Raw genomic sequence first — 24335 nt, 5'->3', positions numbered from 1 at the left:
TCAGGAGGCAAACATGACTGCTACCCATAATACATTGGATATGACAGCTGCTCCTATAAGCTCTGACGCTGCTGATGAGTCTGCACATGATGATGGTAATGGGAAAGGAAAGACTCCATCCCCTAGCCCAATGGATGCAGCCTCCCCAGTGCAGAAGCCGGCTGCAACGGAGAAAGTGACAGAAGTGCAGCCGGAGGCTACTGCTTCTCAGCCTAAGTCTACACCTAAAACACCGGTCAAAACAGAGGAGCCGATAAAAGACAAAGGTCAGCCTTCTGTTGCGGTAACCGTTCATACGGTTGAGATTACGAACTTCGCCTTCTCACCGGAAAAGCTTGAAATTTCGCAGGGTGATATCGTTACTTTTATCAATAAGGATGAGGTAAAGCATTCTGCAACTGCTGATAATGGGCAATTCGATACTACGTTGCTTGCCCAAGATGAAAGCAAGAAGGTTACCTTCTCAGACGCAGGTGAGTTCGGCTACTATTGTATTCCTCATCCTGGTATGAGAGGGTCAATCGTAGTGAAGGAAAAATAATTTATTTTGTATTAAAAAGTTAGGAGCAGCTGTTTAAGGTTGCTCCTGTTTCTGATAACATAAAAAAAACGAGCCTGTTGTGGAGGCGCAAATTGATGCATAATCTTACCGATCAAGAACTCATGCAGCTAATTAGAAATGGTAAAAATAAAGCGCTGTCCGTTCTTTATGACCGGTATGGCGCTTTGGTGTATTCCTTCGCCATAAAGGCAGTTCGGGATGAGCCAGCCGCAAGAGATATTTCACAGGCGGTATTTATGCGTTTATGGACGACAGAATCGGAATATGATCCTAATAAGGGACGTTTTACAAGCTGGCTCCTTACCATTACCCGCAATATAACGATGGATCATATCCGAAAACAAAGAAGAGACGCTTCCGGTCTTGTACAATTAACAGAGGGACGATTTAATGAATTGCCTGATCCATTCGGCCTGACACCCGAGGCGCATGTTGAACGGCATTCCTTACGGGAACAAATCCAACAGGCATGTAAGCATTTATCTAAATCACAGAAAACGCTGATCGAGCATTTTTATTGGCAAGGCTATAGCTTAAGAGAACTGGCACAGCTGTATGATCAGCCACTCGGAACGGTCAAAAACAGACTTCATCAGACTTTGAAAATATTGCGTAGGCATCTTGCTGCAAAGGGGGATCTTTAAATGAATGACGAAGCATACAGTAGCGATTGCGATTTCATACTCGATTATCTTTCTAGTGCTTGCTCAGAAGAGGAAAAGGAAGCATTCGATCGTCATTTGACTTATTGTGATTCTTGCAAGCAAGAGCTGGCCGAATTGCAAATCATATGGGAGGAGCTTCCCTTGGATATGGAACGAATTGAACCTCCAGAGGATTTGAAGGAGCAAATTATGGCTGCTGCCAAAGCAGCGCCTAAACGTCATAAAGCATGGAGTGAAAGAAAGCTATGGAAGCCAGCCATTGCCGTAGCAGCGACAGCGCTTATTTTTGTCAGCGGCTCGTTTTGGGATAATCCTTTCATTAAAAATCAGGCTACGCGATTAGAGACCATTGAAAATGCTTTATTTGCTCCAGCATCCGAGATTGTACAGATTACGATGCTAAAGGCGGAAGCCACTGAGAAGGAGCATGCGTATGGCGTCGCATGCATTGTTGACAATGGAAAGAGCAAGCAGTTTGTAGTCTATGTGTTCGGAGCCCAAGCAACGAAAAACGAGGAAGCTTATCAGGTTTGGCTTCTCCGAGAAGGCATTCGAACGAGCGCAGGCACGTTCCGCGTTGATGAGAAAGGAGTAGGGCTGCTCGCGATGGGAATAGAGTCGGAACAATTAACCTATGATAGCATCGGCATCACTCTGGAACCTAATGAGAAGGGCGATCAGCCGCGCGGGACTAAAGCTTTCGGAACGGATGCCGGTACATAGTGTAAATGCTCATTCATTGGAAGCTAATGTGTATCGAGGGAGGCAATATGATGGAAATGAAATGAATTGAATACCAACCTATTTTCGAGGAAAAGAAAAAAGGGACTTACTAGATTACAATTTACAGTCCCTTTTTTGTCTATGTACCAAACGGTCTAAGATCAAATCACTTTATAGTCTAAGTGGCAGACGCAGCAACTTAGAAGACGATCAGCAAACTGCTTGCCGCTTGTACAATCCCCTTTATGATCGTGTCATTGGCATCCGTTTTAATTGCTTCGGATATGTTTAACATTTTAATTTGCTTGATCGCGGCTTTTCCTGCATTCATCAATTCCATAAGCAACTGCGTTTGCTCTTTGTGCGTTGTCGCGACGTTAAGCTTACTTTGTACTTCACCCAGTTTGCCTTCGAAATCATACATAATGCTCTGGAAAATTACGGTTGGATCTTTGTCAGCGATAATGGTCATTTCTTTCTGGAAAATAACTTTATTCGTCCCGTTATTTGGGTTAACGATAGCTGCTTGAATAACCGCGGTTGCAATATTCGCCTGTTCAGGAATGGAGGCGGTGCCGTCTGGCATGATATTGAAAAGAGAACTTCCAGAGACCTTCTTCCATTCCAGTGCTTGCGGCGGAATGTCAACAGAGGCAACCTTTAAACTGTAATTGCGCTGATAGCCGTCGCTGCTAAGTTTAACCGATTCCTGTGCTATTGATCGGATATAGGCAACTGTCCATGCATGAGCGGCTGGTTCGTCATATTTCAGCTTTTTCTGGAAATTCATTATTGTAGACTGAACATCATAAGGAGTGACGTTAAGATTCCTCAAAATCTTGCTTAATTTGTAATAGGTTGATTGACTAAGCTGATTGGTTATGGCTTGCATCAGGATGTCCGTCATTTTCTGATTATTGCCTAAATGACCTAACAATTCAATTGCTGACAATTGCGAAAGATAATATTGAACATGCCCTTCAATACCTCTGAGATCATTGCCATCCCCAAAAATGAACGAAACAATATCCTCCATCGTCAGATTCGTTTCTCCACCTGCCGCAGCTAAGGTACTTAGTGTCAACAGAAACTCGGGATCAGACAAGATGTCTTCTAAACCGGATTCCAATTGATCGTATGGGAGCGAACCTACCGACAAAATGATATGAAAAAGCTTCTTTTTCAATTGAGTCTGGTCAACAGATGCAGGCATCTTGAGTTTGATTTTGTTCCAGATCGGATCAATCAAGGACTGGTCGTTTATCTCGTCCAGTTCTGCAAATTCAGAACTTAGCTTTTGTACATCCTCTAAATCTGCAGGATCACCCGCTTCAAGAGCGGCACGAAGCATGTTGATCCATTCCAGGAACGGCGCCCCTGAATTGTATGTTACGGTAAAGCTGCTGTTGTACTGCGTTTGATTACCATCGTTATCCGTGGCAAAGATTAGAAGAGAATGAGTGTCGCTTGGTAATCTGGGAGTAATTGCAGTCAACGTCTCAGATGCTTCGTCATAACTGAAAGGCACCATCTTATTGTCGACCCCGACCATGCACATGCTAAGATTTATGCCGGAGTCCACATCGTATACTTTGGCGGTGATCTTCGACCAAGCCGTCGTTAAGCTATCGCCGTCAGCGGGAGAAACTGATTCAATAAGCGGGTTTAAACGATCTTGAGGGTATGTTGATACCGTAAGGGCAGGGCCGTCCGTCGTCCAACTGCCAGCGGAGCGCTCCGCCTCCACCTTAAAATGGTTTGTGGTATTTGGACTCAGATTAGTTGCATCAAATGTGGTAATATTTCCATTAACTTCTCCAAGAAGTATGCTATTTCCATATATTCTGTAACCCATGCTCTCTTTGGCAGGCGTCCAGGATAAACGGAGTGAATCCGCTTCGATATTCTCTGCTTCCAAGACGCTGTTTTCCCATACTGAGAGCCGGACATTAAAGCTTCCGTTATATTCCTGCAACAATTTCTTATCATGGTCTAAGACACGAATATTTAAGGAGTGAGTTCCGTTTTGTAAATCCGAGCAGTACGTAAATACCAGACCATGCATATAATTCGGATCTATTAGTTGTTGGTCATCGACCATGATAATGATCGAACCTGTTTCTGCTAGTGGAATCCCGAGTCCAAAGCTGATGAGCGTAAAGTTCTCGGTAATTCTTGCTCCGTCTGCCGGGCTAACGTTTCCGATAATAGTTGTTGAAGCAGCAGCTTCTCGTGTGCCTCTGCTCTCTTCCGCATAGGCAAACTGGTGAACGAAAAGCATGAGCAAAAAGCCTACAATGAGCAGTTTCGGCATTCTTAATCGATACGTCTTCATAATCTCCTCCTTAATCACACTCATTATTCATTTAGAGTAATAATATACCATAAAGTTCGCGTTTTGAATATTTTATTATTACAATCATAAGCTATCCAACGTATACGGAATGTCCTCCGATCGAGCGGGGGGAAGTTTCTGTTGACTACCAGCCTAGGCATCCGCATAGATTTATCATTCTATTTATTTCTCGGGAACGGAGAGCTTAGGGGCAGCCTCCTTTTAATTTTCCTGCCGGTACTTGGAAGGGCAGCAGCCTTCATTAACTTTGAATGCACGGCTGAAAGTATGTATGTTCGAAAAGCCGAGCTGATCGGCGATATCCTGCAGTGGTAAATAAGTAAACTGGATCATCATTTTAGCTTTTTCCATGCGGATCTGCTGATGATATTGAATAGGCGTCTTCTGAAACATGTTCTTGAACTGTTGGATTAAGTAAAATTTGCTGATATGGAAGCGTTCAGACAGTTCATCGAGCTTGAGGCTGCGGTGCACATTATGATCGATATAGGATCGCACCTCCGAAAGCAGCTCCATCTGTCCATTGTTTTTCATTTTGCCTCCCCAATACTGCTCTCGCATCATAAGGGACAAAATCACAAGCAAACAGCCTTTGATACGGACTTCATAAAAGGGAGGTTTCGTTTCAAATTCACGAATCAGCTCGAACAACGATTGTTCCAAGGGAAATGGGTTTCCCGGCCGATAATGGGTTGGCATAAGAAATGGCGAGGAAGACAGCTCGTTCTCTCGGAACCATGTCTTCTCCTTCGCATTCATCTGATGAAGAGGTTTAAATGAAACGCCTACTTCATGGCTGTCCGCTTGGACATACAGATCGAAATGAACATGAGGCTGACGAATACGCGTACCGCCAATATTTTGAATAGAGTGTCGTTGTCCAGGCTTAAAGAAGAAGCAGTCACCAGTCTTCCCGTAATAAACCTCGTCTTCTACGGTTACGAGCAGTTGGCCTTCCATTAGGTAGAGCAGCTCATAATCCCAAATGACCCGTTCATCAATCTTCCAAGAAGGCTCCAGCACACTGTCCATTGCCACACGAATATAGGGGGATAGTTTATCGACCTGCATTCCAATCACCTCAGCAATTTATGATAAACATCTCAACAATAAAAGGTAAGCAATAATCATAACTATCATTATATAATAGGTTCATATATACACAATATATGGTACATGAGGTGATTGCTATGTTGCAGCAGCACGGACTTGGATTCGATTTATCTTCTGCTCCGCTCGTCACGAAAGCACGTACTCGATCCATTTCAGCAGAGAATGTGAATGGTGAGAAGGGACAAGGCGGCAAAGAAGCGAGCAACTTGGGCGTTGGAAGAAAAGGAAGGCCTTGCATTACGTTAAATCAGGGCGAAGAGGTTACGCTTGCACATATTCAAGGGACTGGCGTGATTCAGCATTTCTGGATAACCGTCGCGGACAAAACAGGTAGAGGGCATGCGGCGCAATACGTTCTGCGTGATCTTATTCTCCGCATGTACTGGGATGATGAAACGAGCCCTTCGGTCGATGTTCCTCTGGGCGATTTTTTCTGCAATGGCTTCGGTGTAAGAACCAACGTCAATTCACTTCCGATAACTGTCGTTCCGACGGGCGGTATGAATTGTTATATTCCAATGCCATTCCGGAAATCGGCGAAAATCACAATCGTAAATCAGCATGACACTAACATTGATGGTTTTTTCTATACGTTTAATTATACGCTCGTTGACGAGCTTCCAGAAAACGCTGCATACTTCCACGCACAGTGGCGCCGCGAAAGGGTCACCGAGATTGGCAAAGACTACACTATTTTGGACAATGTCAGAGGCTCAGGGCAATATATCGGAACATACCTTGCATGGGCTGCATTGGAGAAAAACTGGTGGGGAGAAGGCGAGATTAAGTTTTATATGGATGGCGATCAGGATTGGCCAACGATTTGTGGAACAGGTACAGAAGATTATGTGGGAGGCGCTTGGTGCTTCAGCAATACGCGAACGAATGAACCGGAATCGTATTCCACGCCGTATTTGGGCTATAAGTTTTACAAGGAAACGACGGAAGTTGACCCTTGGTATGGCCATAATGTTCCGATGCATGGCATGTACCGCTGGCATCTGCCCGATCCGATACGTTTTGAGAGCGACCTGCGTGTAACGATACAGCAAATCGGACATGACCATACCAAGCTTTTCGAACGCTCTGACGACATTTCGTCCGTGGCGTATTGGTATCAGATGGAGCCGCATGCCCCATTCCCAGCAATGCTTCCGGCAAATGAAAGATGGCCAAGGTAGTCTATTGCTAGCTAGCATAAAGAAAGGAGCAGATTCGAACATGTACGAGCATCTCGTATCATTTAAGTTTAAAGAGAAGCTGTCAACGAGTAAAGAACAAGAACTGCTGAACGCTCTATATTCCTTGCAAACAGAAGTTCCAGGCATCATGGAATTGACTGCTGGCTATAATGAAACAACAGAAACGGACAATATTCAGGGCTACACTTTGGGACTGCGTGTTACATTTACGGATCAGCAATCCTTGCTTGCCTACGGTCCTCATCCAGCTCATCAACATTTTGTAAGCCTGCTGGACGGATTACTCGATAACGTAATCGTTGTTGACTATCCAATTATGAATAAACTAAACAGTTAAATAAAGAGCGTAAGGAAGAACATGAGTAAAGGCGGCTTATCATTCAGGATTGAATGCGAAGCCGCCTTTTTCATTTTAGCTCATTTCACAAAGTTATTAGTATACGATTATCATTGGCCTCGCTATACTTCATAAATTTGACGAAGTTCATTCATTAATTCAATTACGCCATTCTCGATATCATCCAAATGCACATTAGAAACATTCAATTTCAACAAGTTATCTCGTGGAAACGAAGGAAGGTAATGCTTATCAATCGGTTCAATCCATATAGATTTCTTCTTCAGTCTTGCAATAACTTTATTTGCAGATAACTTCTCGTTCAATTTGATGTGAGTATGGACAGTGCATTTTACAGAAACATCGAATGTGAAAAGGTCGCCATTAAGAGTTGATTGTTGTTTTAAAGCTTCATGAAGCTGTTTTGACCTTTTGTCATATGAGGACTTAATTTTTTGTTTATGACGGTCAAACATGCTGCTTTTCAAGTATATTTCCAAAGCACCTTGTGACAGCATAGAGCTATCGATATCTTGGATTCGCTTATATTGGGTAAATACGGAAACAAGTATATCGGGTATCACAGCGATACCGATTCTTAATCCTGGAAAGATGATTTTCGAATAGCTTTTCAAATAGATGACATGTGAATTATCATCATAGGCGTACATAGGATCAGCCTTTGTATCATACTCCAAGTCAGCCAGATAATCATCTTCAACAATATACACATCATATTTATTCGCGAGTGAGACGATTTTCTTCTTCTCTTCCGTACGATAAGAGGAACCTAATGGGTTATGGAATCTTGGCATGGTGTAAAAGAATTTAATATCCCCCGTTTGAAAAATCTCCTCCAATTGTTCAAAGTTAATGCCTCGCGAAGTTCTTTGAATTCCGATAACCGGAACACGATAAGTCACCAAATGCTCGATGAATAAATGATAGCCTGGCTGCTCGATTAAAATGACTCTTTTTCCATTTGGAAAGGGGAGAGAAGCTAAAATCGATAAGGCTTGCTGTACGCCAGAGACAATAAAAATATTACTAACCTTAGTGAATACCTGATAATTGGCTAATTGTTTTTGCATGATAGTCAGAAGTGATGGCAGACCTTGCGGTGTTCCGTAAATGAACAAGTCCTGCTTATAGGTATCAATAGCCTTGTTGACACAATGTTGAAAATCCACGTAAGGGAAAACGCGGGAGTCTGGTGAAGAGGCTGCAAAATCGATGATCCCTTGCACTAAATAATCAGGAATTATCGTCGATTTGACGACATAATAGCCACTTTTGGCTACAGAATATATGAGGTGACGTCGTTCAAGATCATTCAAAGCACGTATTATTGTGCTTTTATTTACGTTATATTGGTTTGCGAGAACACGAATTGAAGGAAGCTTATCTCCTTCTTTATAGATATGGTTATCGATTTGCTGTTCTAACTCTTTTACAATTAGCAAAAATTTAAGCATAAAACTCGGCTCCTATGTGCGTCTGTATCGGTACAGATGTACTTTTCATTTATTGTAGCATAAGGCACTCCCTTTTAAAATAAATGTCGAGGGAGCACTTTATACATGATACAGATGAGGAGGTAAGATTATGAAAGCTAAACGAGTTAACGTCGCTGCTTACATTGCAGCTATTGCGTATGCGACTATTATTGGGTTTTCATTTTTGTTTGTTAAACTTACGGTCGTCGCTGCTCATCCCCTGGATGTACTTGCACATCGATTTTTTATAGGATTGGTTGCTGTTTCCATACCGTTTCTGTTTGGTTGGGTTCATATCCGGTTTACTGTACGCGATATTTGGAGAATGATTCCTCTGGGTCTATTATCTCCAGTTTTGTTCTTTGCATTTCAGACTTACGGATTAATAAACGCTTCTTCATCGGAAGCTGGCATCATACAGGCGACAGTTCCTATTTTCACACTGTTACTTGCTTCTTATTTTCTAAAGGAGCGGACCAGTCTTTTCCAAAAGCTCTCGCTGATGTTGTCTGTGGCAGGCGTGGTGTTCATCTTCCTGATGAAGGGCGGAAGTGGATTGAACGCAGCAACTCTGGAGGGAATCTCTTTGCTGTTGCTATCTGCGGTTTCATTTGCTGGCTACAGTGTTTTGGCCCGACCTCTAACCCAAAAATATGCGCCAATTGAGCTCACCCTCATAACGATGGGAATGGGATTTCTTGTATTCTTAACGGCTTCGCTAGTCCGACATACAGCCGAAGGTACAATAAGTACATTTTTTCAGCCGTTTACTCATCCAATGTATGTGATAGCACTACTTTACTTGGGTGTAGTCTCTTCCGTTGGAACCACGCTGTTATCAAGTTTTGCGTTATCCAGGCTCGAAGCATCCAAAGTTAGTGTATTTAGCAATTTCTCGACGTTAATATCTATTACGGCAGGGGCTTTCATTTTGCATGAAGATCTAACAATCTATCATGTAATTGGCAGTATTATCATAATCGCTGGAGTGTTAGGTACGAATAGGGGGAAAATTAGGGTGAAGACGAGCTGAGAAAACGAATGCCAATTAAAACGTAAAGACAGCGGAATCGCTGTCTTTTTACGTGAGTTAGTGAAATTATGGAAGAAAAATTCAGGCAGCTAATTCGTTATTCAATCGGTTGATCATTAAATAAAGGTGTTAAACAAACGGACAGTAGATTGTAGTGCCAAATTACTTCAGAGAGATGATTTACAAAATGGGATATTAATATTACACCTAGAAACGAACGATCGGAAATTAAGTCGCGTTGAATGGACCGTTCTAGGATCGATGAGTATTTAATGCAGCTTATTTCAAAGCCTTGAGCAGCAAAGGCGCGATAAAATCACGGAACACATTTGAGGGATGCCGATCCTTTTTCCGTTTATCGTCAGTGAGTACCACAACGATATCCAAGACGGGAATAATATAAATGAACTGTCCAGCATATCCTCTGGCGTAAAAGTAGTCAAAAGAAGGCGGCGGTGAGGAACTGCCCTGGTCTTCAATCTTATCCTCGCCGAACGTTTCCGTCCACCAATGCCAGCCATAAAAACATCCATTCGACGAACTGACGGGAATAGCGGGTTGTACGGAACGGATTACTCGTTCCCTGGAAATCAACTGTCGCTGCTCCCACCGTCCTTTCTGCAGGTACAGCTGCCCGAACCTGAGCATATCCGTAGGGCGCAGCCACAAGCCGTATCCCCCGGTATGGATTCCTTGGGGATCAGCTTCCCATTTATAGTCATCGATCCCAAGCGGGGAAAACAGCTCCGCCTCGGCAAAGCGGGCAGTGGGCATGCCGGATGCCTGTACGAGAATAGAGGACAGCAGCTGGGATACTCCGGAATTGTACTCCATCCGGGTTCCCGGAGCGACGGACATTGGTTGCTTCAACACAAAATCAACCCAATCGCCGGATCGTGTCATGCGCGGAAACGACTTTTGCCCGCCGAACTCGGTCCATTCGATCCCAGATGTCATCGTCAAGAGATGCTCCAGCGTGATTTGCCTTTTCAGGGGATCGGGATCCGCAAGAAGCCGCGGGAAAAACTCGGTAATCGGAGTGTGTGGCTCCGGTAAGATCCCTTTATCCATGGCGATACAAACAAGAGCCGACAGAAAGCTTTTGGTGCAGGAGTTTATTTTGGCAGTTTCTACCGGAATGTATGGATCCCTATAATCCTCAAACAGTATTTGGTCGCTTTGGCTGATCAGGCAGCTTCTCAAGTCTATGGGTTCAATGGCTAATGTTAGTTCAGTTAGGTTCATGCAATCAATTCCTCTATTTTCGTTATGTGCAAAAGTAAATTAAGAATAGCTCAAAGAAAGAAGGGGATCAAGTTCATTGGGGTGGAAGATCATTGAATAATTTAAATAATACGGACAACAAGTCCTGTATATAAATAGGCTAAGAAGAATTGATCGTCGCAAGATCACTTGGAAATAAGGAGGGGGTCAAGATCCGACAGTCGATTGGGAAAAGCATTCCCCGAAAGGAAACATGGGAGAAAGTTACAGGAACAACCAAATATATTAATGATACTTCAGGAGAACCGGGACTATTGCATGCCAAAATAGCTATAAGCCAACATGCTCACGCAAAAATAAAATCAATCGATTCGTCCGATGCCATGAAAATTCAGGGTGTAAAGGCGATCATAACAGGACAAAATGCTCCGATTTTGACCGGGTCGCCACTGGCAGACCGGCCACCCATCGCAATTGATAAAGTGAGATATTATGGTGAGCCCATCGCTCTTATTGTCGCGGAACAAGAATATATTGCAGAAATGGCGGCTCTCCAAATTAAAGTGGAATACGAACTTTTACCCGTTGTCCTCTCTCCAAGCGATGCTCTTCAGAAAAATGCTCCGCTCATACATGAGCATCTTGCTGAGTATAAGCGGCACGAAGATGTTTACCCGGAGCCGGGAACGAATATCGCTAATCGAACGAAAATACGCAAGGGGAATATGGAAGAAGGATGGAAGAATAGCGATCATACCATTGAAGTCGAGGTTACTTCACCTCAATCGGATCATGCTGCGATTGAAATGCGCTGCTGTTCGGCACAAGTATTACCCGACGGAAGAGTAATCATCCATTCCGCTTCACAATCGCCCTTTGTTATCCGAAGAGCAATCAGCCAGTCGTTTCAGATTCCGCTTCATAAAGTGATCGTTCACACGCCTATGGTTGGAGGTAGTTTTGGCGGAAAATCCGCGATTCAGATGGAATTTCTTGCTTTTCTGGCTTCCCGTGCGGTTGGTGGAAGAGCAGTGAATTTGGTTAATTCCAGAGAAGTCGACATGATCTCTTCTCCTGTCCATATCGGTTTGCATGCCAAGATCAAGCTTGGCTGCTCTCTTGAAGGTAAAATGATGGCAGCCGAAATTTTGCATCTGTATGATGGCGGAGCATATTCGGATCGAGGTGCAGTTATGAGCCGATCTGGAGCCGTAGATTGTACGGGGCCATATCGCATTGATAATGTTCATTGCGACTCTTTATGCATGTATACGAACAAACCATATTCCACTTCTTTTCGAGGATTCGGCCATCCGGAACTGACGTTAGCTATAGAAAGAGCAATGGATTTATTGGCGACTCGGGTAGGCATGGATCCTTTGGAATTTCGTTTTTTTAATGCGATTGGGCCGGGGGATACGACACCAACACAAACTTTACTGGATAGAAGTAATCTGGGTGATCTACCTATGTGCATTGCAAAATTAAAAACATTAATTCATTGGGACGAACTCTCTCTCCGTGAAACCAAAGGCCATCTTATCAAAGCGACAGGGGTATGCTGCTTCTGGAAAAACTCGAATACGCCCACAGACGCTGGGGCTGGAGCTGCTATCCTATTTAATCCTGATGGAAGCGTTAATCTGCTCTGTGGTGCAGTAGAAATCGGTCAAGGCACAAGGACGGCGCTGACTCAACTGTTGGCTGAACGGTTACGCATGGAGGAGCGGATGATAAATATTACTATGGAAGTCAACACCGAGACCGATCCCTATCAATGGAAAACGGTAGCGAGCCGCAGCACATTTTTAGTTGGCAATGCGTTACTAAATGCGGCCGACGATGCCATCGTACAGTTGAAAAACATAGCTGCAATCGTATTGCAATGTTCGCCGGAAGAATTGGATGTCGGAAATGGTAAGGTTTTCATTATTGATCGCCCTGCTGTGGGGATAGAAATTGAAAAAATCGCTTACGGCTACAAATATCCAAACGGAAACACGATCGGTGGTCAAATCATTGGGCGCGGGAGCTATGCGATGCGTAATTTAACATTATTAGATCCTGAAACGGGTGAAGGAAATCCAGGTCCGGAATGGACGGTTGGTGCTCAAGCGGTAGAAGTGGAATTGAATACGAGAGAATATACGTACAAAATCATTAAAGCGGTAACCGTTATCGATGCCGGCAAGGTGATCAATCCCCAATTTGCCCGCAGCCAAATAACGGGTGCTATGAGCATGGGGTTAAGTTTTGCCAGCCGGGAAGCTTTTATATTCAATGATAAAGGCGCTATATTAAATCCGCAATTTAGAACCTATAAATTGATTCGTTATGGAGAGCAACCAGAGTACTTCGTTGATTTCGTTGAAACGCCTCATGTGGAAGCGCCTTTCGGCTTACGCGGAATTGGTGAGCATGGCTTGATTGGTATGCCAGCAGCACTGGCGAATAGCCTGAGCATCGCTGCTGGAGTAGAGCTTAATCATTTGCCTTTGACACCGGAAATGATCTGGAGGACGATCTATGATTCCGTTTGACTTTGAATACTATAAACCTTCTTCCGTTCATATGGCTGTAGAATTATTTCAGTTATTGCAAAATCAAGGGAAGAAACCGGTGTATTACGCAGGAGGGACGGAGATCATCACATGGGCTCGAACAAACTCCATTCAGCCGGGTGCTGTCATCAATTTGAATTCCATTCCGGAGTGCAGTGTAATGGGTATACAGAAGGATAAGCTGGTTATCGGAGCTTGTGTCACGTTATCGGCTTTATCCGAGGCGAACCCGTTTCCGCTGCTCAGCCAAACGGCACAAGGAGTTGCCGACCAAACAGCTCGAAATAAGATCACGCTTGGCGGAAACATTTGCGGCAAAATTTATTATCGGGAAGCCGTGCTCCCACTTCTGTTGGCAAACAGTCGTATGATTATAGCAGGAATACACGGGATAAGAGAAGTTTCGATTCACCAAGTTTTCTTACAACAATTGAGATTGGAAAATGGAGAATTTCTTGTACAGACCTTTACGGACCAGTACTATTTATCGCTGCCATTCGTTCATTACAAGAAACGGCAAATAGGTAACGTTGGCTATCCTCTGGTAACAGTTGCTGCTCTAAAACAAGATAATCAGATTCATACAGCATACAGCGGCGTATGCTCATTCCCGTTTCGATCCATTGAAATCGATCAAGTGTTGAACTCCTCCTCAATACCACTGGCAGCAAGAATCGAGCAGGCGATCAGTAAGCTTCCTGGTTCAATAATACATAATACTGAAGGTTCCGCTCCTTACCGAAAATTTGTGCTTAAACAAACGATGGCTGACACCATACATATATTGGAAAGAAGGTGAAGAATGTCATCCTACAATTCTGCTCTGTATCCAGTTGAAATGGAAATTAACAGTGAGGTACAAACGATTCGAATAAGAGCGGCGGACATACTCCTATATACACTTCGAGACAAATTCGGACTCACAGGGAGTAAATCCGGTTGCGATAACGGTGACTGCGGCTCGTGTACGATTCTGGTAAACCGTCAACCAATGAAATCGTGCCTTATGCTTACCATAGAAGCCGATGGAAAACAAATCACAACGATCGAGGGGTTGATGAACTCTCAAGTACAAAATATCTTTGCTCAACATCAAGCTTTCCAATGCGGTTACTGTACTCCCGGTTTTATTATGAACTGTGAAGGCTTGCGAAATGTTCACCCGATTGCAGATGAAGAAACCATTCGGGTATGGCTGGAATCCAACATTTGCAGGTGTACGTCCTATGAAGAAATTCACCATGCAGTGAAGGACATTTTTACACCGAAATAATGATTGGGAATCCCATGCCTTCCAGGAATAGAGGAGGGGCGAATTTGGAAGAAATACATCGTATTCTGGAAACTATTCAACGTACCAACCGACGAAGCGTGCTTGCGACGATTACCCATGTGGAAGGGAGTGCTTACCGTAAAGAAGGAGTCTCCATGTTATTTCTTGAAGATCATTCACAAATAGGGGTACTAAGCGCTGGCTGTCTGGAGGCTGAACTTTCGTCCCACGTGGCAGATATTTTGGAATCAGACGTTTCTCGCAGCTTCGTGTTCGACATGCAAACAACGGATCCGCTTTCCTGGGGGGAAGCAACAGGGTGCGGGGGTATTGTTCATGTCACGATGGAACCGGTACATGATGTGTTTAGGGATCATTTATGTACATTGAAGCATTTTTTGGATCATCAAATCGAAGTCATGCTCATAAAAAGGTACGGCTCAGATGGTTCTGTTACCGATTATGGTTTCTTCACTAGAGATCGGCAGCTGTTCGGGGAATGGAGGGGAGAATTTCCACAGTCACTCTTTGATTTGATGTCATCTGAAGATTCGTGTAGAAGCGGAAAGAGATATATTTCTTCTATTCAATCGGATGTTTTTGTTCATACCTATTATCCAAAACCGCGTCTTATCATATTTGGAGCAGGACCGGACGCCAGGCCACTTTCCGCATTTGCAGCAGCCACCGGCTTTTCCGTTATCGTCTCCGATTGGAGACCCGCTTTATGTGATCGTCGTTATTTTCCGGAGGCTGAATCTTTGTTATTGGGGTTTCCTGAGGAAACGATAAATACAATGGAATTTACACCTTTCGATTATGCAGTTGTAATGACTCATAATTTTGTGAGGGATCAGCAGTTAGTTCGACTTCTTTCCGAGCGGCAGCTTTGTTATCTCGGCATTCTGGGATCGAAAAATAGAACGGAACGTTTACTAACAGGTGAGCCGATTTCGATGGAAGTTCATTCTCCCGTTGGACTTGCGATTAGGGCAGAGGGGCCAGAGGAAATCGCTGTAAGCATTCTTGCAGAAATTATTCTTACTCTTAGAAATAGAAAAGCAAGAAGCCGTTGTCCATGAGGCTGAATAATGTGGTCGGCATTTATTTAGCGGCAGGCCAAAGTACCCGAATGGGTTCGAATAAACTTCGACTTCCACTCGGTTCTATGCACTTGGGGAACTATGCATTAGCTGCGGCTTTGAGCTCCAACTTGGATTTTGTGTTCGTCATATCAATTGACGCTGCTGCAGATTGGATGGACAACACATTTCTCCAGAACCCGATCAAACGGAAATGGTCCGTTGTTTACTGTCCTGAAGCACATTTGGGGCAAGCACACTCCTTGCGATGTGGTATACAAGCAGCACAAGCGATGGGAGCAGCAGCCGTGATGGTATTACTAGCGGATCAACCTTTCATCACAAAAGAGATGATCAATGAATTGCTTGAAGGTTTTCAAACAAACAGCAGCATTGGTTTTGTTGCCTCAAGCTGCAACGGTTTAGCAAGACCGCCAGTTATTTTTGCACAGCGAATGTTTCCGGAGCTCCTAAGATTACAGAATGATCAAGGAGCGAGACATCTTATTCGAAAAGAAGGATCGGGAATATGCATCAATTTTGCCCAGCAAGACCTGTTTATGGATGTGGATACTGCTGAAGATTACAGGATTTTATTGGACAAATTCGCATTTTGGAAATCCTGAATGACTTGTTCGGCATCCATGTATAACGCAAGCGGGTACTGGTATTTCTCTATTTGAGCAGGCGCTTTTATTTGGAGAGCCGACGTATTGGAAACCAAGCCAAATGTTTTCGGTTCATCCAATGCTTTTTTCCACTCCTTGACAAGCTCTGCTAATATGTACAAATGATCAGCCCATATTTGTTGATTTTCTTTCGCAAAATTACCGCTTTCGGACCATTTCGCAAAAACGTCTATCATATCGGCAAGATTGGCATAACCAGATCTAAGTTTATCCATTTGTCTGGATAATTCATTCAAAGTATTTCGTTTTTTGGCACCTAGCGGATTGTATCGCAAACTTTGCTCAGCTGTATCCAACTCGGTTGTCGCTTGATGAAGTTCTTGAAATAAGGTTTGTAATTTTAATTGAAAAGTTTGAGCTTTAGTTGAGGGGCAGCCTTCTTTGACCCATATTGCAGTATTCATAAAATGACTAGATAAATGATCAGCGAATCGGATCATCTTTTTTTTGGCTTTGTTAACGGAATCGGGAGGAAAGATCATGATATGGATCACGATAGCTACGATTGCGCCGATAACAGTATCTCGTATCCGATCAAAGGAGTAACTCGGCATCTTGCTCTGAAAGAACATGACCAATAAAATACTGAGAGCTACTTGGACCATTATAGCATGATCTAATTTCAGCCACGTTACGATAAGAGCCCCAACAAGCAGAAGGAGTCCTATACTCCAGCCGTTTAAGCCGAGATAAGGTGTTATGGAGATAGTGAAGAGGACACCAGCTATGGTCCCCAAGACTCGCTGCCATGCAAATTGTATGGATTTGTCAACGGTCAATTGGATACACAATATGACTGTCAGAGGAGCTAAGTAAGGATGCTTAGACCCGGCCCACACCGCAAGCTCCCATGACAGTGCTGCAGCTAATGGGGTTTTCCATACAACTCCTTTGTATTTGATAAAATCCATCATTTTATTCGTCATTTGTTACCCTCCATATTCATGATATCCTTTTATAACCACTGCATCGTTGATATAATTAACTTGCCCTGAAACGCAACAAAAATGATCGGAAGCCATGAACAAATGAAAAGAGCATTCAGAATGGGTTGAATTGATTCCTATGATCGACTAAGGTTCCAGCATGTTACTGGACACCAAAAGATATTGAAAAGTGAATTACGCAAAAAAGACAGCGTACCCGCTGCCTTTTTTAGTGAACGATTAAACTTATGACCGGAAACGATATAGAACCCCGTTTTTTGCACCCTATAAGTTTACTCTTACTTGAATAGGAGCGTGTTTAACAGGATTTACAGTGCGATCCGAATGCTGCGTTCAAGCGGAGACTCCTCAGAGGGATTTTCCCGATCTAGCTGCAGCTTCTCCTTAAGCGGTGATGTACGGTTGCACATGAATCGGGTGTTTCCGCTATGGTTCGGGGAAGCGGCGTGAATTAGGAAGGGATGACAAAGGAACACATCTCCTGCTTTTCCAGGCGTCTCCATGACACGGAGCTGCGTACCATCTTCAGCCGTATGAATGGTATTCATGAAATAATCAATTCGTTCCTCCGTGCTTCGATTATCGTTCGTCCGTCCGGTCAGCTCCGAAAAATACGCATGCTGATCGAAGAATTTTCTAATTCCATCTCCAATCTCAACACCCTCAGGCTGCTGAGAGAGGAATTTGGATACCAGTCGATGAGAGCCCTCTACGACAAGTGTGCTGCCTCCGCGTAACTCAATGTCTGAAAACAAACAAAGACAAAGCAAGCCTTGATCTGGAGCATCTACATAATGACGGAAGTGGATACCGTCCCAATGCCAGCTGTTTCGGGGCACTGTCCATGAAGAGTCTGCACCGACGGAAAAATTTACCGGCCACCAACCCCAGCCTGGAAGATCGTTGGTTTCTTCATTTACAAAACGTTGCTTCACTCTGTCGGCCCCAACAAGGTCATCGATTGCATCCGCTAACAGTGTCGTGTTGCACCGATCGAACGAGTCGTTCCGATAATTCTCCTGAATAGTAACCATATCTTCTTTCCAGGTGGAGCGATCGTCTCGGGAGAGTCCCGTTTTCTCTTCTACTTTCCCCCATAAATAAGATTGAGCATCAAGAGCGTCCTCTCTGGAGAATGCACCTTTCAAATGGACGAATCCCTTTTCGATGAATTGATCAATTTGTTCCTTCGTCAACACCTGACTCCTCATTTACATGTCCCCTGTCTTTAAAATAATAAAGCGCTTCCACAAACCAATTCTACATGAATATGAATTTCCCTTGTTTTTCAGTCATCTTTTTATTCTTGTATCATTTGTTTTTTGATACACGGCTCTTATGCTAACGGGTCAAGAGGAGCTCTGCGCCACTGAGAGGGTGATAGTCCGATAAACTTTTTGAAAACGGTGGAAAAGTGCTGACTGGTCTTGTACCCAAGGTCCATCGCAACTGTTGTGACGCTGACCTCTTGCTGACGGAGCATCTGACAGGCATGATCCATCCGCAGTCGATCGATATAATTAGCCGGTGATTGCCCATGCATATCACGGAACAATCGATAGAAATGGGATTCGCTTACGCTAACCATATCGGCGAGCTCTTTATTATTCCATCTCTTTTCTGGTGCTGCTTTGATGGCTTCTGTCAATTTAATCATAGCAGCATGGAGATCAAATGGAATTTGTCGGTTAGAGGACGGGCTCAGTATTTGCAGAATAATATCGAGTACGTAATGACGGACTCGGCAGGAAGCAAATGACTCATGATGTTCAATAATATCTCTTAGCTTGCTGAATGGTTCACGAACACGACTATCCACGAATACGATTCTTGGTAGTTGTTGCAGCTGGTGATGAATCTCCATACGATCCTCATCTAGTAAATTTAGCCAGCCGGAATGATCGGAGGGATCCGTAATAATCATCCACCAGATGCTGCAGGGCTCAATGAAATTAAGACGTGCACGATGCCATTCTCCAGGCTGAGTGTAGAAGAACTGTCCGGCATGGGAAGGGAATAAGTGACCGTCTACCTCCCAAGTGACCTTTCCACTTTCCACGAATACAAACTCGTAAGAACGTTCATGTTGGTGGACGTTTAAAGGTGAAGCTTCATGAAAGCGGTCATAGCCAAGCATGATCAATTCAGGTACTTGGGATAGCTGATTTGACTCCGGAAATTCATACACCCAACGCGCTGTGTCAGTCTTTATTTTCACCATTGTTAAGTTCCTTCTCGTTTTTAATGATCTCTTATGTTTCCAATCCTATTTGATAGGTTCTCGGAAGTCAATGCTCATTTTGTGGTCTACAATGAACGTTGTAAGCCACTTTGACCTAGAAAAGATGAGGTGTCCATTATGGGAGTTATTCCTTATAACATTACAACAGCGGATAAAGAGAGGTTTGATCAAGACGGTTATTGGATCAGTCCTAAATTGCTGGATGACGAGACGATCGAGCTTCTTCGCGGAGCGCATGAGCGCATTTGGAATAAAGATTACGATGGGGCTGGTCTGCCTCTTCATGGCTTCAATCTTTCTGACAATCCATTTGCTCTTCGTAAATTTGATAATGGCTGGTGGATTAACGATGAAGTTCGTAGTGTCGTCACTGATCCGAATTTAGGTGAAATGGCTGCGAATTTGTTGAACGAGGACGAGATTCGTCTGTGGCATGATCAAGTGATCTACAAGCCGGGTACTTCAGGGGAAGAAACAAAAGCAGGAAATGTGGGCTGGCATCAGGATTACGGTTATTGGCGCGCAAGCAGTACAGCGAATATGATAACCGTTTGGATTGCATTGCAGGACACGGACCTGAATAATGGCGGTATGATGACAATCTTGGGATCACATAAGTGGGGTGCAGTTGAGGGAAGCGATACTTTCTTTGAACAGGATATGACGAAGCTGAAGAAGCGATTTGCAACGCGAGATTGGGTAGAGGAGCCTTGTATTTTAAAAGCTGGGCAAGCAAGCTTCCATCATGCCCTTACATTCCATGGCTCGTCAACGAATTACACAGATCAGCCACGGTTATCTGTAGTTGCTCATCTAATGCCTGGAGATACTTACTACAAAGAGGGCAGAGCTCGGCATGATAATGTTCGATTGCTCGGCCCACGTCCACAGTTCGGACAGAAGTTCGATAATGAGTTCTTCCCGATACTGTATTCCAAATAATCATTAAACTAGTGAGAGTGCAACAAGGAATTAACGGAATTTCAATGAGGATGAATTCCAGGAACATAACGGTGGGAATTGAAGTTCCACTTAGCTAAAAGCTAAAGAAAATAAAATGAGACAACCAAGCAAACCCTTTTACTGTTAAGCAGTGAAAGGGTTCTTTTATTCAAATAACTGGCAGATTAATGCAACAATGCTAAAATACGATTATATGTTAAGCTATTTATATGGAATCAATTAGGAGGGCGACAGAATGAGCGAATATATAGTGTAATAAAGGTTACTTCTGAGGCCGTTTTTAAGTGTTTACATATGAGTAGGACTGATGTATGTTAGTTGGGGAAATATGGTACTAATGCAAGGGATAGTGACATTGATGGAAATCGATATTTATATTTTGCTACTGAGGACAAATAAATCGAAATAATATTCAAATTTCCCATAAGGGGTGAGTCAGTATGAGTGAACAAATATTGCAACGGCAAAGAAATATGAAACACGCTTCACATGTGATGGTTGTGAAAGATTTGGCTGAAGCTCAACAGTATTATAGGGATATATTAGGTTTCACGATTGATGGTGAGTTTGTTATGCGTGAGGGAGTACATTTCTTATTTAAAGAAAGCGGTAACAAAGGAGCAGTTCGTCCCAATTCTCTCATTGGGGTTGTATTGGATACTTACATTTGGGTTGAAGATGTTGATGCTGTGTATGAGGAACTTAAAGAAAAAGGCGCGAATATTATTTTCGGATCAGAAAACATGGATTACAATATGAGAGACCTCTTAGTAGAAGACCTTAATGGTTACAGACTCTGTTTTGGTGGTCCAGTAAAAGAGTAATTAGTGGCAAAAAGAGACGATTGGATGAAGGAAATAGAATGGCAACCTTTAGACGATCAATATTAAAGAATGAGAAGGGACGGAATGAAAATGACATCATCGATCAATCATGATTGTTCGCAAGCAGCCGAGAACGACGAGTTGAGTAAGTCGGCCGTTCTACTGGAAGTGCTTGACGAGAAGATGGATAAGGTAAGAAAATATAAAATTCTCAATAAACTCGCTAAAAAAGGGCAAACGGTGCTCGTTGGCTCCTCCCTGATGGAATTTTTCCCGATAAACGAACTGCAGCAGATGCTGGAGCAGAAATACTGCATTTATAATCGGGGTATAGCTGGTTATGTGACGGCGGAACTATTGGAGTCGGTGGATACATGCATTTTCGAGCTGCAGCCATCCAAAATTTTCATAAACATCGGTACCAACGATATCAGCTTACCGAACTATGAACTGGAGCGATTGCTTGCGAACTACGATGAAATTTTGACCAAAATTGCCGAGAGGCTGCCGGTCTGCCAGGTATACGTTATGGCTTATTATCCCGTGAATGCCAAGGCGGAATTTCCTTTTGTGCCTAGAGCGTCGATGGAAGAGATATTTCAAAAAAGGACGAATGGAGCTATTCAGGAAGCGAACAGAGCGATTGAACAGCTGGCGGTCAAGCATGGTTATACATTCATTGACGTGAACGAGGGACTGATGAATGCAGAGGGGGATTTAAAGCCGGAATATTCCAATGACGGGATTCACATGTTCGCAAACGGATATGCCGTTATTTTGAACAACTTGCAAAAATACCTTTAATCTGTCCAATTGAACCCAAACAAAGTACTTTATCTATGAAGTTGTGAGTCATTGGAAGACCTTTTGTTAATTCCTGCGAGAACGAGATCTCTTTGAATTCCTATAAAGGAGTTAAGCAAGTGAGTTCATGATTAAATAAATTGAATGCGATTTCGGGGGTTCACGGTGAAGTGCTCAACATTGACATATCCGCATAATGCTAAAAGGGGCTAAAAAAAAGGAGGAACGAAATGTATTCCAATCCGATTATTTGGGCTGACTACCCGGATCTTGATGTGATTCGGGTAGATGATACATATTATATGGTCAGTACGACCATGCATATGATGCCAGGCTGTGTCATTTTGCGTTCGTATGACCTTATTCATTGGGAAGTAGCAACGCATGTATACGATGTTTTGGATCATACGCCAGCCCAGAGTCTAGATGGGGATAAACATATTTATGGACAGGGAATGTGGGCGGCATCCATTCGTTATCATAAGGGCAATTTTTATGTATGCTTCGTAGCAAATGACACCCATAAAACGTATTTGTTCACTGCGGCACATATTAATGGACCATGGTCAAAGCAGTATGTAGAAGGCTTCTATCATGATTGCTCGTTATTATTTGATGATGATGACCGCGTTTATCTGATTCATGGCAATGCGGAAATTCATCTTATTGAATTAAATGACGATCTTACCGGCCCCAAATCAGGTGGATTGAATCGGATAATTGTTAGAGAGAAGCAGGAGTATTATCTCGGCTATGAAGGTGCCCATTTCTATAAAATAAATGGAAAATACTATGCCTTTTTCATCCATATGACACCAGCTTCAAATGGTCGTAGAACACAAGCCTGTTATGTATCAGATTCCTTAGAAGGTGAGTTTGCCGGTGGTGAGGTCTTTAATGATGACATGGGATATTTCAATTCAGGTGTAGCGCAAGGAGGGGTTGTTGATACTCCTGATGGTGAATGGTACGCTATATTGTTTCAGGATCATGGTGCCATTGGCAGAATCCCCGTAATTGTTCCTTTACGCTTTGAGAATGATTTTCCGGTATTCGCCACCAAGGTACCAAAAACGATCGAAATCCCGAGTACAAGACCAGGTTATGAATACAAGCCCCTGGTTGGAAGCGACAATTTTCACTATGAGCCGGATGCGTTTGGAAAGGTTAGCTTGAACAACTGGCAGTGGAATCATAATCCGAATGATGCGTTATGGTCAGTAACAGATAAGCCGGGAACCTATCGTATACAAACTGGGAAAATAAGCCCGAATCTGACTTTTGCAGTTAATACCCTTACACAGCGTGCAATGGGGCCAGCATGCGAAGCTATGGTTACTTTGGATGGCAGCGAACTGAACGACGGAGATTATGCTGGCATATGTTTCTTAATCAGCACATATGGTTTTATTGCACTTACCAAAGACGCAGGTCAATATTATTTGGTGATGATGGCGAGAAGCACGGATGATAGATCGATGGGTGGAAACTTGATAGACAATAAGCCCGGAACCGAATATGCGAGGATACCTGTAAACGAAAACAAGGTTACGCTGAAGGTATACGGTAATTTTGTGAATAATACAGACGAGTGCCTGTTCTACTATTGGGATAGTGAGAGATGGGTGAAGCTCGGAATTACACACCATTTGGTCTATAAGCTGGATCATTTTATGGGGTGCCGCATCGGTCTGTTTTTATTTTCTACTAAGGAAATTGGCGGTGCAGCAGGGTTTTCCAAATTTGAATACAAGGTGTTATAGGGTGGCGCCACCCAAATAAATAAATTAACGTATCGAATCAATTGATTCGATACGTTAATTGCTTATAGTTTTTTATAGGTTTCATCATCGACAGGTTCTAACCAATTCGTTTCACCCGGCGTAATCGCTAAGTGTACAAACCAACTATCTTTTGTCGCACCATGCCAATGTTTTACATGTGGTGGAATATTCACTACATCCCCTGTTTTGAGTAGTTGAGCTGGTTTTCCTTCCTCTTGATACCAACCCTCTCCGCCAGTAACTAATAAAACTTGCCCAATTTCATGAAAGTGCCAGTTATTGCGAGCTCCTGGAGCAAAAGTTACGTTCCCGATGGGTGCATTGAGTGGCGTCGCATCGGTAAACACCATTTGTAAGTAAGCATCTCCGATAAAGTATGCTTCAACCTTTTTCCCCAATGGAAAGATTGTGCTATTGTTTAATTTTTCAATTGCCATAATTTAATCCTACTTTCT

The 24335-nt window shown here is 43.3% G+C and carries 23 protein-coding genes; 15 read left to right on the top strand and 8 right to left on the bottom strand.

The features are described from left to right. The first annotated feature begins 13 nt into the window (after positions 1-13). From CEF13_RS15275 to CEF13_RS15265, 3 genes are all read left to right on the top strand, one after another. On the top strand, positions 14-541 hold the full coding sequence (locus tag CEF13_RS15275) for a plastocyanin/azurin family copper-binding protein (RefSeq protein ID WP_166742953.1): 528 nt from the start codon (positions 14-16) through the stop codon (positions 539-541). 95 nt (positions 542-636) lie between these two features. Further along, positions 637-1206 (top strand): RNA polymerase sigma factor, encoded by a 570-nt coding sequence (locus CEF13_RS15270; protein ID WP_102711657.1) that lies wholly within the window; start codon positions 637-639, stop codon positions 1204-1206. Continuing rightward, a complete protein-coding gene (locus CEF13_RS15265; RefSeq protein ID WP_102711655.1) occupies positions 1207-1950 on the top strand; it encodes an anti-sigma factor in 744 nt (247 codons plus the stop codon). Between the two features lie 199 nt (positions 1951-2149). Here the strand turns inward: CEF13_RS15265 and CEF13_RS15260 are convergent, their stop codons facing one another. Together CEF13_RS15260 and CEF13_RS15255 are read right to left on the bottom strand one after the other, a co-directional pair. Next, positions 2150-4285, bottom strand: a complete 2136-nt coding sequence (locus CEF13_RS15260; RefSeq protein WP_102711653.1) for a fibronectin type III domain-containing protein — start codon at positions 4283-4285, stop codon at positions 2150-2152. Between the two features lie 222 nt (positions 4286-4507). Next, positions 4508-5377, bottom strand: coding sequence for a helix-turn-helix domain-containing protein (locus tag CEF13_RS15255; RefSeq protein ID WP_102711651.1), 870 nt, complete (start codon positions 5375-5377; stop codon positions 4508-4510). A 119-nt stretch (positions 5378-5496) separates the two neighbouring features. Here CEF13_RS15255 and CEF13_RS15250 point away from each other — a divergent pair, with 119 nt between their 5' ends. Both CEF13_RS15250 and CEF13_RS15245 read left to right on the top strand, forming a co-directional pair. Continuing rightward, a complete protein-coding gene (locus CEF13_RS15250; RefSeq protein WP_102711649.1) occupies positions 5497-6600 on the top strand; it encodes a glycoside hydrolase family 172 protein in 1104 nt (367 codons plus the stop codon). 40 nt (positions 6601-6640) lie between these two features. Next, entirely contained in the window at positions 6641-6958 is a 318-nt protein-coding gene (locus CEF13_RS15245; protein ID WP_102711647.1) for a Dabb family protein, read from the top strand. A 122-nt stretch (positions 6959-7080) separates the two neighbouring features. On the opposite strand, the gene CEF13_RS15240 is transcribed toward CEF13_RS15245, so the two are convergent. Beyond that, entirely contained in the window at positions 7081-8433 is a 1353-nt protein-coding gene (locus CEF13_RS15240; protein WP_102711645.1) for an aminotransferase-like domain-containing protein, read from the bottom strand. A 130-nt stretch (positions 8434-8563) separates the two neighbouring features. On the opposite strand from CEF13_RS15240, the gene CEF13_RS15235 reads away from it, so the two are divergent. Further along, complete coding sequence (locus tag CEF13_RS15235; RefSeq protein WP_102711643.1) at positions 8564-9487, top strand: DMT family transporter; 924 nt, start codon at positions 8564-8566, stop codon at positions 9485-9487. A gap of 279 nt (positions 9488-9766) precedes the next feature. On the opposite strand, the gene CEF13_RS15230 is transcribed toward CEF13_RS15235, so the two are convergent. Next, a complete protein-coding gene (locus tag CEF13_RS15230) occupies positions 9767-10558 on the bottom strand; it encodes a serine hydrolase domain-containing protein (RefSeq protein ID WP_342352594.1) in 792 nt (263 codons plus the stop codon). Between the two features lie 365 nt (positions 10559-10923). On the opposite strand from CEF13_RS15230, the gene CEF13_RS15225 reads away from it, so the two are divergent. The 5 genes from CEF13_RS15225 to CEF13_RS15205 are packed head-to-tail and all read left to right on the top strand — an operon-like array spanning position 10924 to position 16253. Next, the gene (locus tag CEF13_RS15225) at positions 10924-13251 is read left to right on the top strand and encodes a xanthine dehydrogenase family protein molybdopterin-binding subunit (protein ID WP_102716391.1); all 2328 of its coding nucleotides are present in this window, start codon (positions 10924-10926) and stop codon (positions 13249-13251) included. Further along, positions 13238-14071, top strand: coding sequence for an FAD binding domain-containing protein (locus CEF13_RS15220; RefSeq protein ID WP_102711639.1), 834 nt, complete (start codon positions 13238-13240; stop codon positions 14069-14071). Before CEF13_RS15225 ends, CEF13_RS15220 begins: the two co-directional genes overlap by 14 nt. Before the next feature lie 3 nt (positions 14072-14074). Further along, positions 14075-14545, top strand: coding sequence for a (2Fe-2S)-binding protein (locus tag CEF13_RS15215; protein WP_102711637.1), 471 nt, complete (start codon positions 14075-14077; stop codon positions 14543-14545). A 44-nt stretch (positions 14546-14589) separates the two neighbouring features. Next, positions 14590-15627, top strand: coding sequence for an XdhC family protein (locus tag CEF13_RS15210; protein WP_102711635.1), 1038 nt, complete (start codon positions 14590-14592; stop codon positions 15625-15627). Further along, complete coding sequence (locus tag CEF13_RS15205; RefSeq protein WP_102711633.1) at positions 15624-16253, top strand: nucleotidyltransferase family protein; 630 nt, start codon at positions 15624-15626, stop codon at positions 16251-16253. Before CEF13_RS15210 ends, CEF13_RS15205 begins: the two co-directional genes overlap by 4 nt. On the opposite strand, the gene CEF13_RS15200 is transcribed toward CEF13_RS15205, so the two are convergent. The 3 genes from CEF13_RS15200 to CEF13_RS15190 all read right to left on the bottom strand — a co-directional run bounded on the left by CEF13_RS15200 (position 16211) and on the right by CEF13_RS15190 (position 19484). Next, the gene (locus CEF13_RS15200) at positions 16211-17242 is read right to left on the bottom strand and encodes an FUSC family protein (RefSeq protein ID WP_102711631.1); all 1032 of its coding nucleotides are present in this window, start codon (positions 17240-17242) and stop codon (positions 16211-16213) included. The genes CEF13_RS15205 and CEF13_RS15200 overlap by 43 nt on opposite strands. 329 nt (positions 17243-17571) lie before the next feature. Next, positions 17572-18474 (bottom strand): phytanoyl-CoA dioxygenase family protein, encoded by a 903-nt coding sequence (locus tag CEF13_RS15195; protein ID WP_102711629.1) that lies wholly within the window; start codon positions 18472-18474, stop codon positions 17572-17574. A 125-nt stretch (positions 18475-18599) separates the two neighbouring features. Further along, entirely contained in the window at positions 18600-19484 is an 885-nt protein-coding gene (locus tag CEF13_RS15190) for an AraC family transcriptional regulator (RefSeq protein WP_102711627.1), read from the bottom strand. A gap of 138 nt (positions 19485-19622) precedes the next feature. Here CEF13_RS15190 and CEF13_RS15185 point away from each other — a divergent pair, with 138 nt between their 5' ends. From CEF13_RS15185 to CEF13_RS15170, 4 genes are all read left to right on the top strand, one after another. Continuing rightward, complete coding sequence (locus CEF13_RS15185; RefSeq protein ID WP_102711625.1) at positions 19623-20447, top strand: phytanoyl-CoA dioxygenase family protein; 825 nt, start codon at positions 19623-19625, stop codon at positions 20445-20447. Positions 20448-20908: 461 nt separating this feature from the next. Then, on the top strand, positions 20909-21292 hold the full coding sequence (locus CEF13_RS15180) for a VOC family protein (RefSeq protein ID WP_102711623.1): 384 nt from the start codon (positions 20909-20911) through the stop codon (positions 21290-21292). Positions 21293-21376: 84 nt separating this feature from the next. After that, entirely contained in the window at positions 21377-22096 is a 720-nt protein-coding gene (locus tag CEF13_RS15175; RefSeq protein ID WP_208414780.1) for a GDSL-type esterase/lipase family protein, read from the top strand. Between the two features lie 230 nt (positions 22097-22326). Further along, complete coding sequence (locus CEF13_RS15170; protein ID WP_102711622.1) at positions 22327-23859, top strand: glycoside hydrolase family 43 protein; 1533 nt, start codon at positions 22327-22329, stop codon at positions 23857-23859. Positions 23860-23921: 62 nt separating this feature from the next. Here the strand turns inward: CEF13_RS15170 and CEF13_RS15165 are convergent, their stop codons facing one another. Further along, the gene (locus CEF13_RS15165; protein WP_244917160.1) at positions 23922-24311 is read right to left on the bottom strand and encodes a cupin domain-containing protein; all 390 of its coding nucleotides are present in this window, start codon (positions 24309-24311) and stop codon (positions 23922-23924) included. Positions 24312-24335 lie beyond the last annotated feature (24 nt).

Origin of the sequence: Paenibacillus castaneae, assembly GCF_002884445.1 — a bacterium.
In the GTDB taxonomy this organism is placed as follows: domain Bacteria; phylum Bacillota; class Bacilli; order Paenibacillales; family Paenibacillaceae; genus Pristimantibacillus; species Pristimantibacillus castaneae.
This window is presented reverse-complemented; position numbering and strand designations above follow the sequence as displayed.

What these genes read in the sequence shown, in the direction of transcription:
- CEF13_RS15275 (WP_166742953.1), top strand. Translation starts at nt 14, where the DNA reads ATGACTGCTACCCATAATACATTGGATATGACAGCTGCTCCTATAAGC.
- CEF13_RS15270 (WP_102711657.1), top strand. Translation starts at nt 637, where the DNA reads ATGCATAATCTTACCGATCAAGAACTCATGCAGCTAATTAGAAATGGT.
- CEF13_RS15265 (WP_102711655.1), top strand. Translation starts at nt 1,207, where the DNA reads ATGAATGACGAAGCATACAGTAGCGATTGCGATTTCATACTCGATTAT.
- CEF13_RS15260 (WP_102711653.1), bottom strand. Translation starts at nt 4,285, where the DNA reads ATGAAGACGTATCGATTAAGAATGCCGAAACTGCTCATTGTAGGCTTT.
- CEF13_RS15255 (WP_102711651.1), bottom strand. Translation starts at nt 5,377, where the DNA reads ATGCAGGTCGATAAACTATCCCCCTATATTCGTGTGGCAATGGACAGT.
- CEF13_RS15250 (WP_102711649.1), top strand. Translation starts at nt 5,497, where the DNA reads ATGTTGCAGCAGCACGGACTTGGATTCGATTTATCTTCTGCTCCGCTC.
- CEF13_RS15245 (WP_102711647.1), top strand. Translation starts at nt 6,641, where the DNA reads ATGTACGAGCATCTCGTATCATTTAAGTTTAAAGAGAAGCTGTCAACG.
- CEF13_RS15240 (WP_102711645.1), bottom strand. Translation starts at nt 8,433, where the DNA reads ATGCTTAAATTTTTGCTAATTGTAAAAGAGTTAGAACAGCAAATCGAT.
- CEF13_RS15235 (WP_102711643.1), top strand. Translation starts at nt 8,564, where the DNA reads ATGAAAGCTAAACGAGTTAACGTCGCTGCTTACATTGCAGCTATTGCG.
- CEF13_RS15230 (WP_342352594.1), bottom strand. Translation starts at nt 10,558, where the DNA reads ATGGATAAAGGGATCTTACCGGAGCCACACACTCCGATTACCGAGTTT.
- CEF13_RS15220 (WP_102711639.1), top strand. Translation starts at nt 13,238, where the DNA reads ATGATTCCGTTTGACTTTGAATACTATAAACCTTCTTCCGTTCATATG.
- CEF13_RS15215 (WP_102711637.1), top strand. Translation starts at nt 14,075, where the DNA reads ATGTCATCCTACAATTCTGCTCTGTATCCAGTTGAAATGGAAATTAAC.
- CEF13_RS15205 (WP_102711633.1), top strand. Translation starts at nt 15,624, where the DNA reads ATGAGGCTGAATAATGTGGTCGGCATTTATTTAGCGGCAGGCCAAAGT.
- CEF13_RS15200 (WP_102711631.1), bottom strand. Translation starts at nt 17,242, where the DNA reads ATGACGAATAAAATGATGGATTTTATCAAATACAAAGGAGTTGTATGG.
- CEF13_RS15195 (WP_102711629.1), bottom strand. Translation starts at nt 18,474, where the DNA reads ATGAGGAGTCAGGTGTTGACGAAGGAACAAATTGATCAATTCATCGAA.
- CEF13_RS15190 (WP_102711627.1), bottom strand. Translation starts at nt 19,484, where the DNA reads ATGGTGAAAATAAAGACTGACACAGCGCGTTGGGTGTATGAATTTCCG.
- CEF13_RS15185 (WP_102711625.1), top strand. Translation starts at nt 19,623, where the DNA reads ATGGGAGTTATTCCTTATAACATTACAACAGCGGATAAAGAGAGGTTT.
- CEF13_RS15180 (WP_102711623.1), top strand. Translation starts at nt 20,909, where the DNA reads ATGAGTGAACAAATATTGCAACGGCAAAGAAATATGAAACACGCTTCA.
- CEF13_RS15175 (WP_208414780.1), top strand. Translation starts at nt 21,377, where the DNA reads ATGAAAATGACATCATCGATCAATCATGATTGTTCGCAAGCAGCCGAG.
- CEF13_RS15170 (WP_102711622.1), top strand. Translation starts at nt 22,327, where the DNA reads ATGTATTCCAATCCGATTATTTGGGCTGACTACCCGGATCTTGATGTG.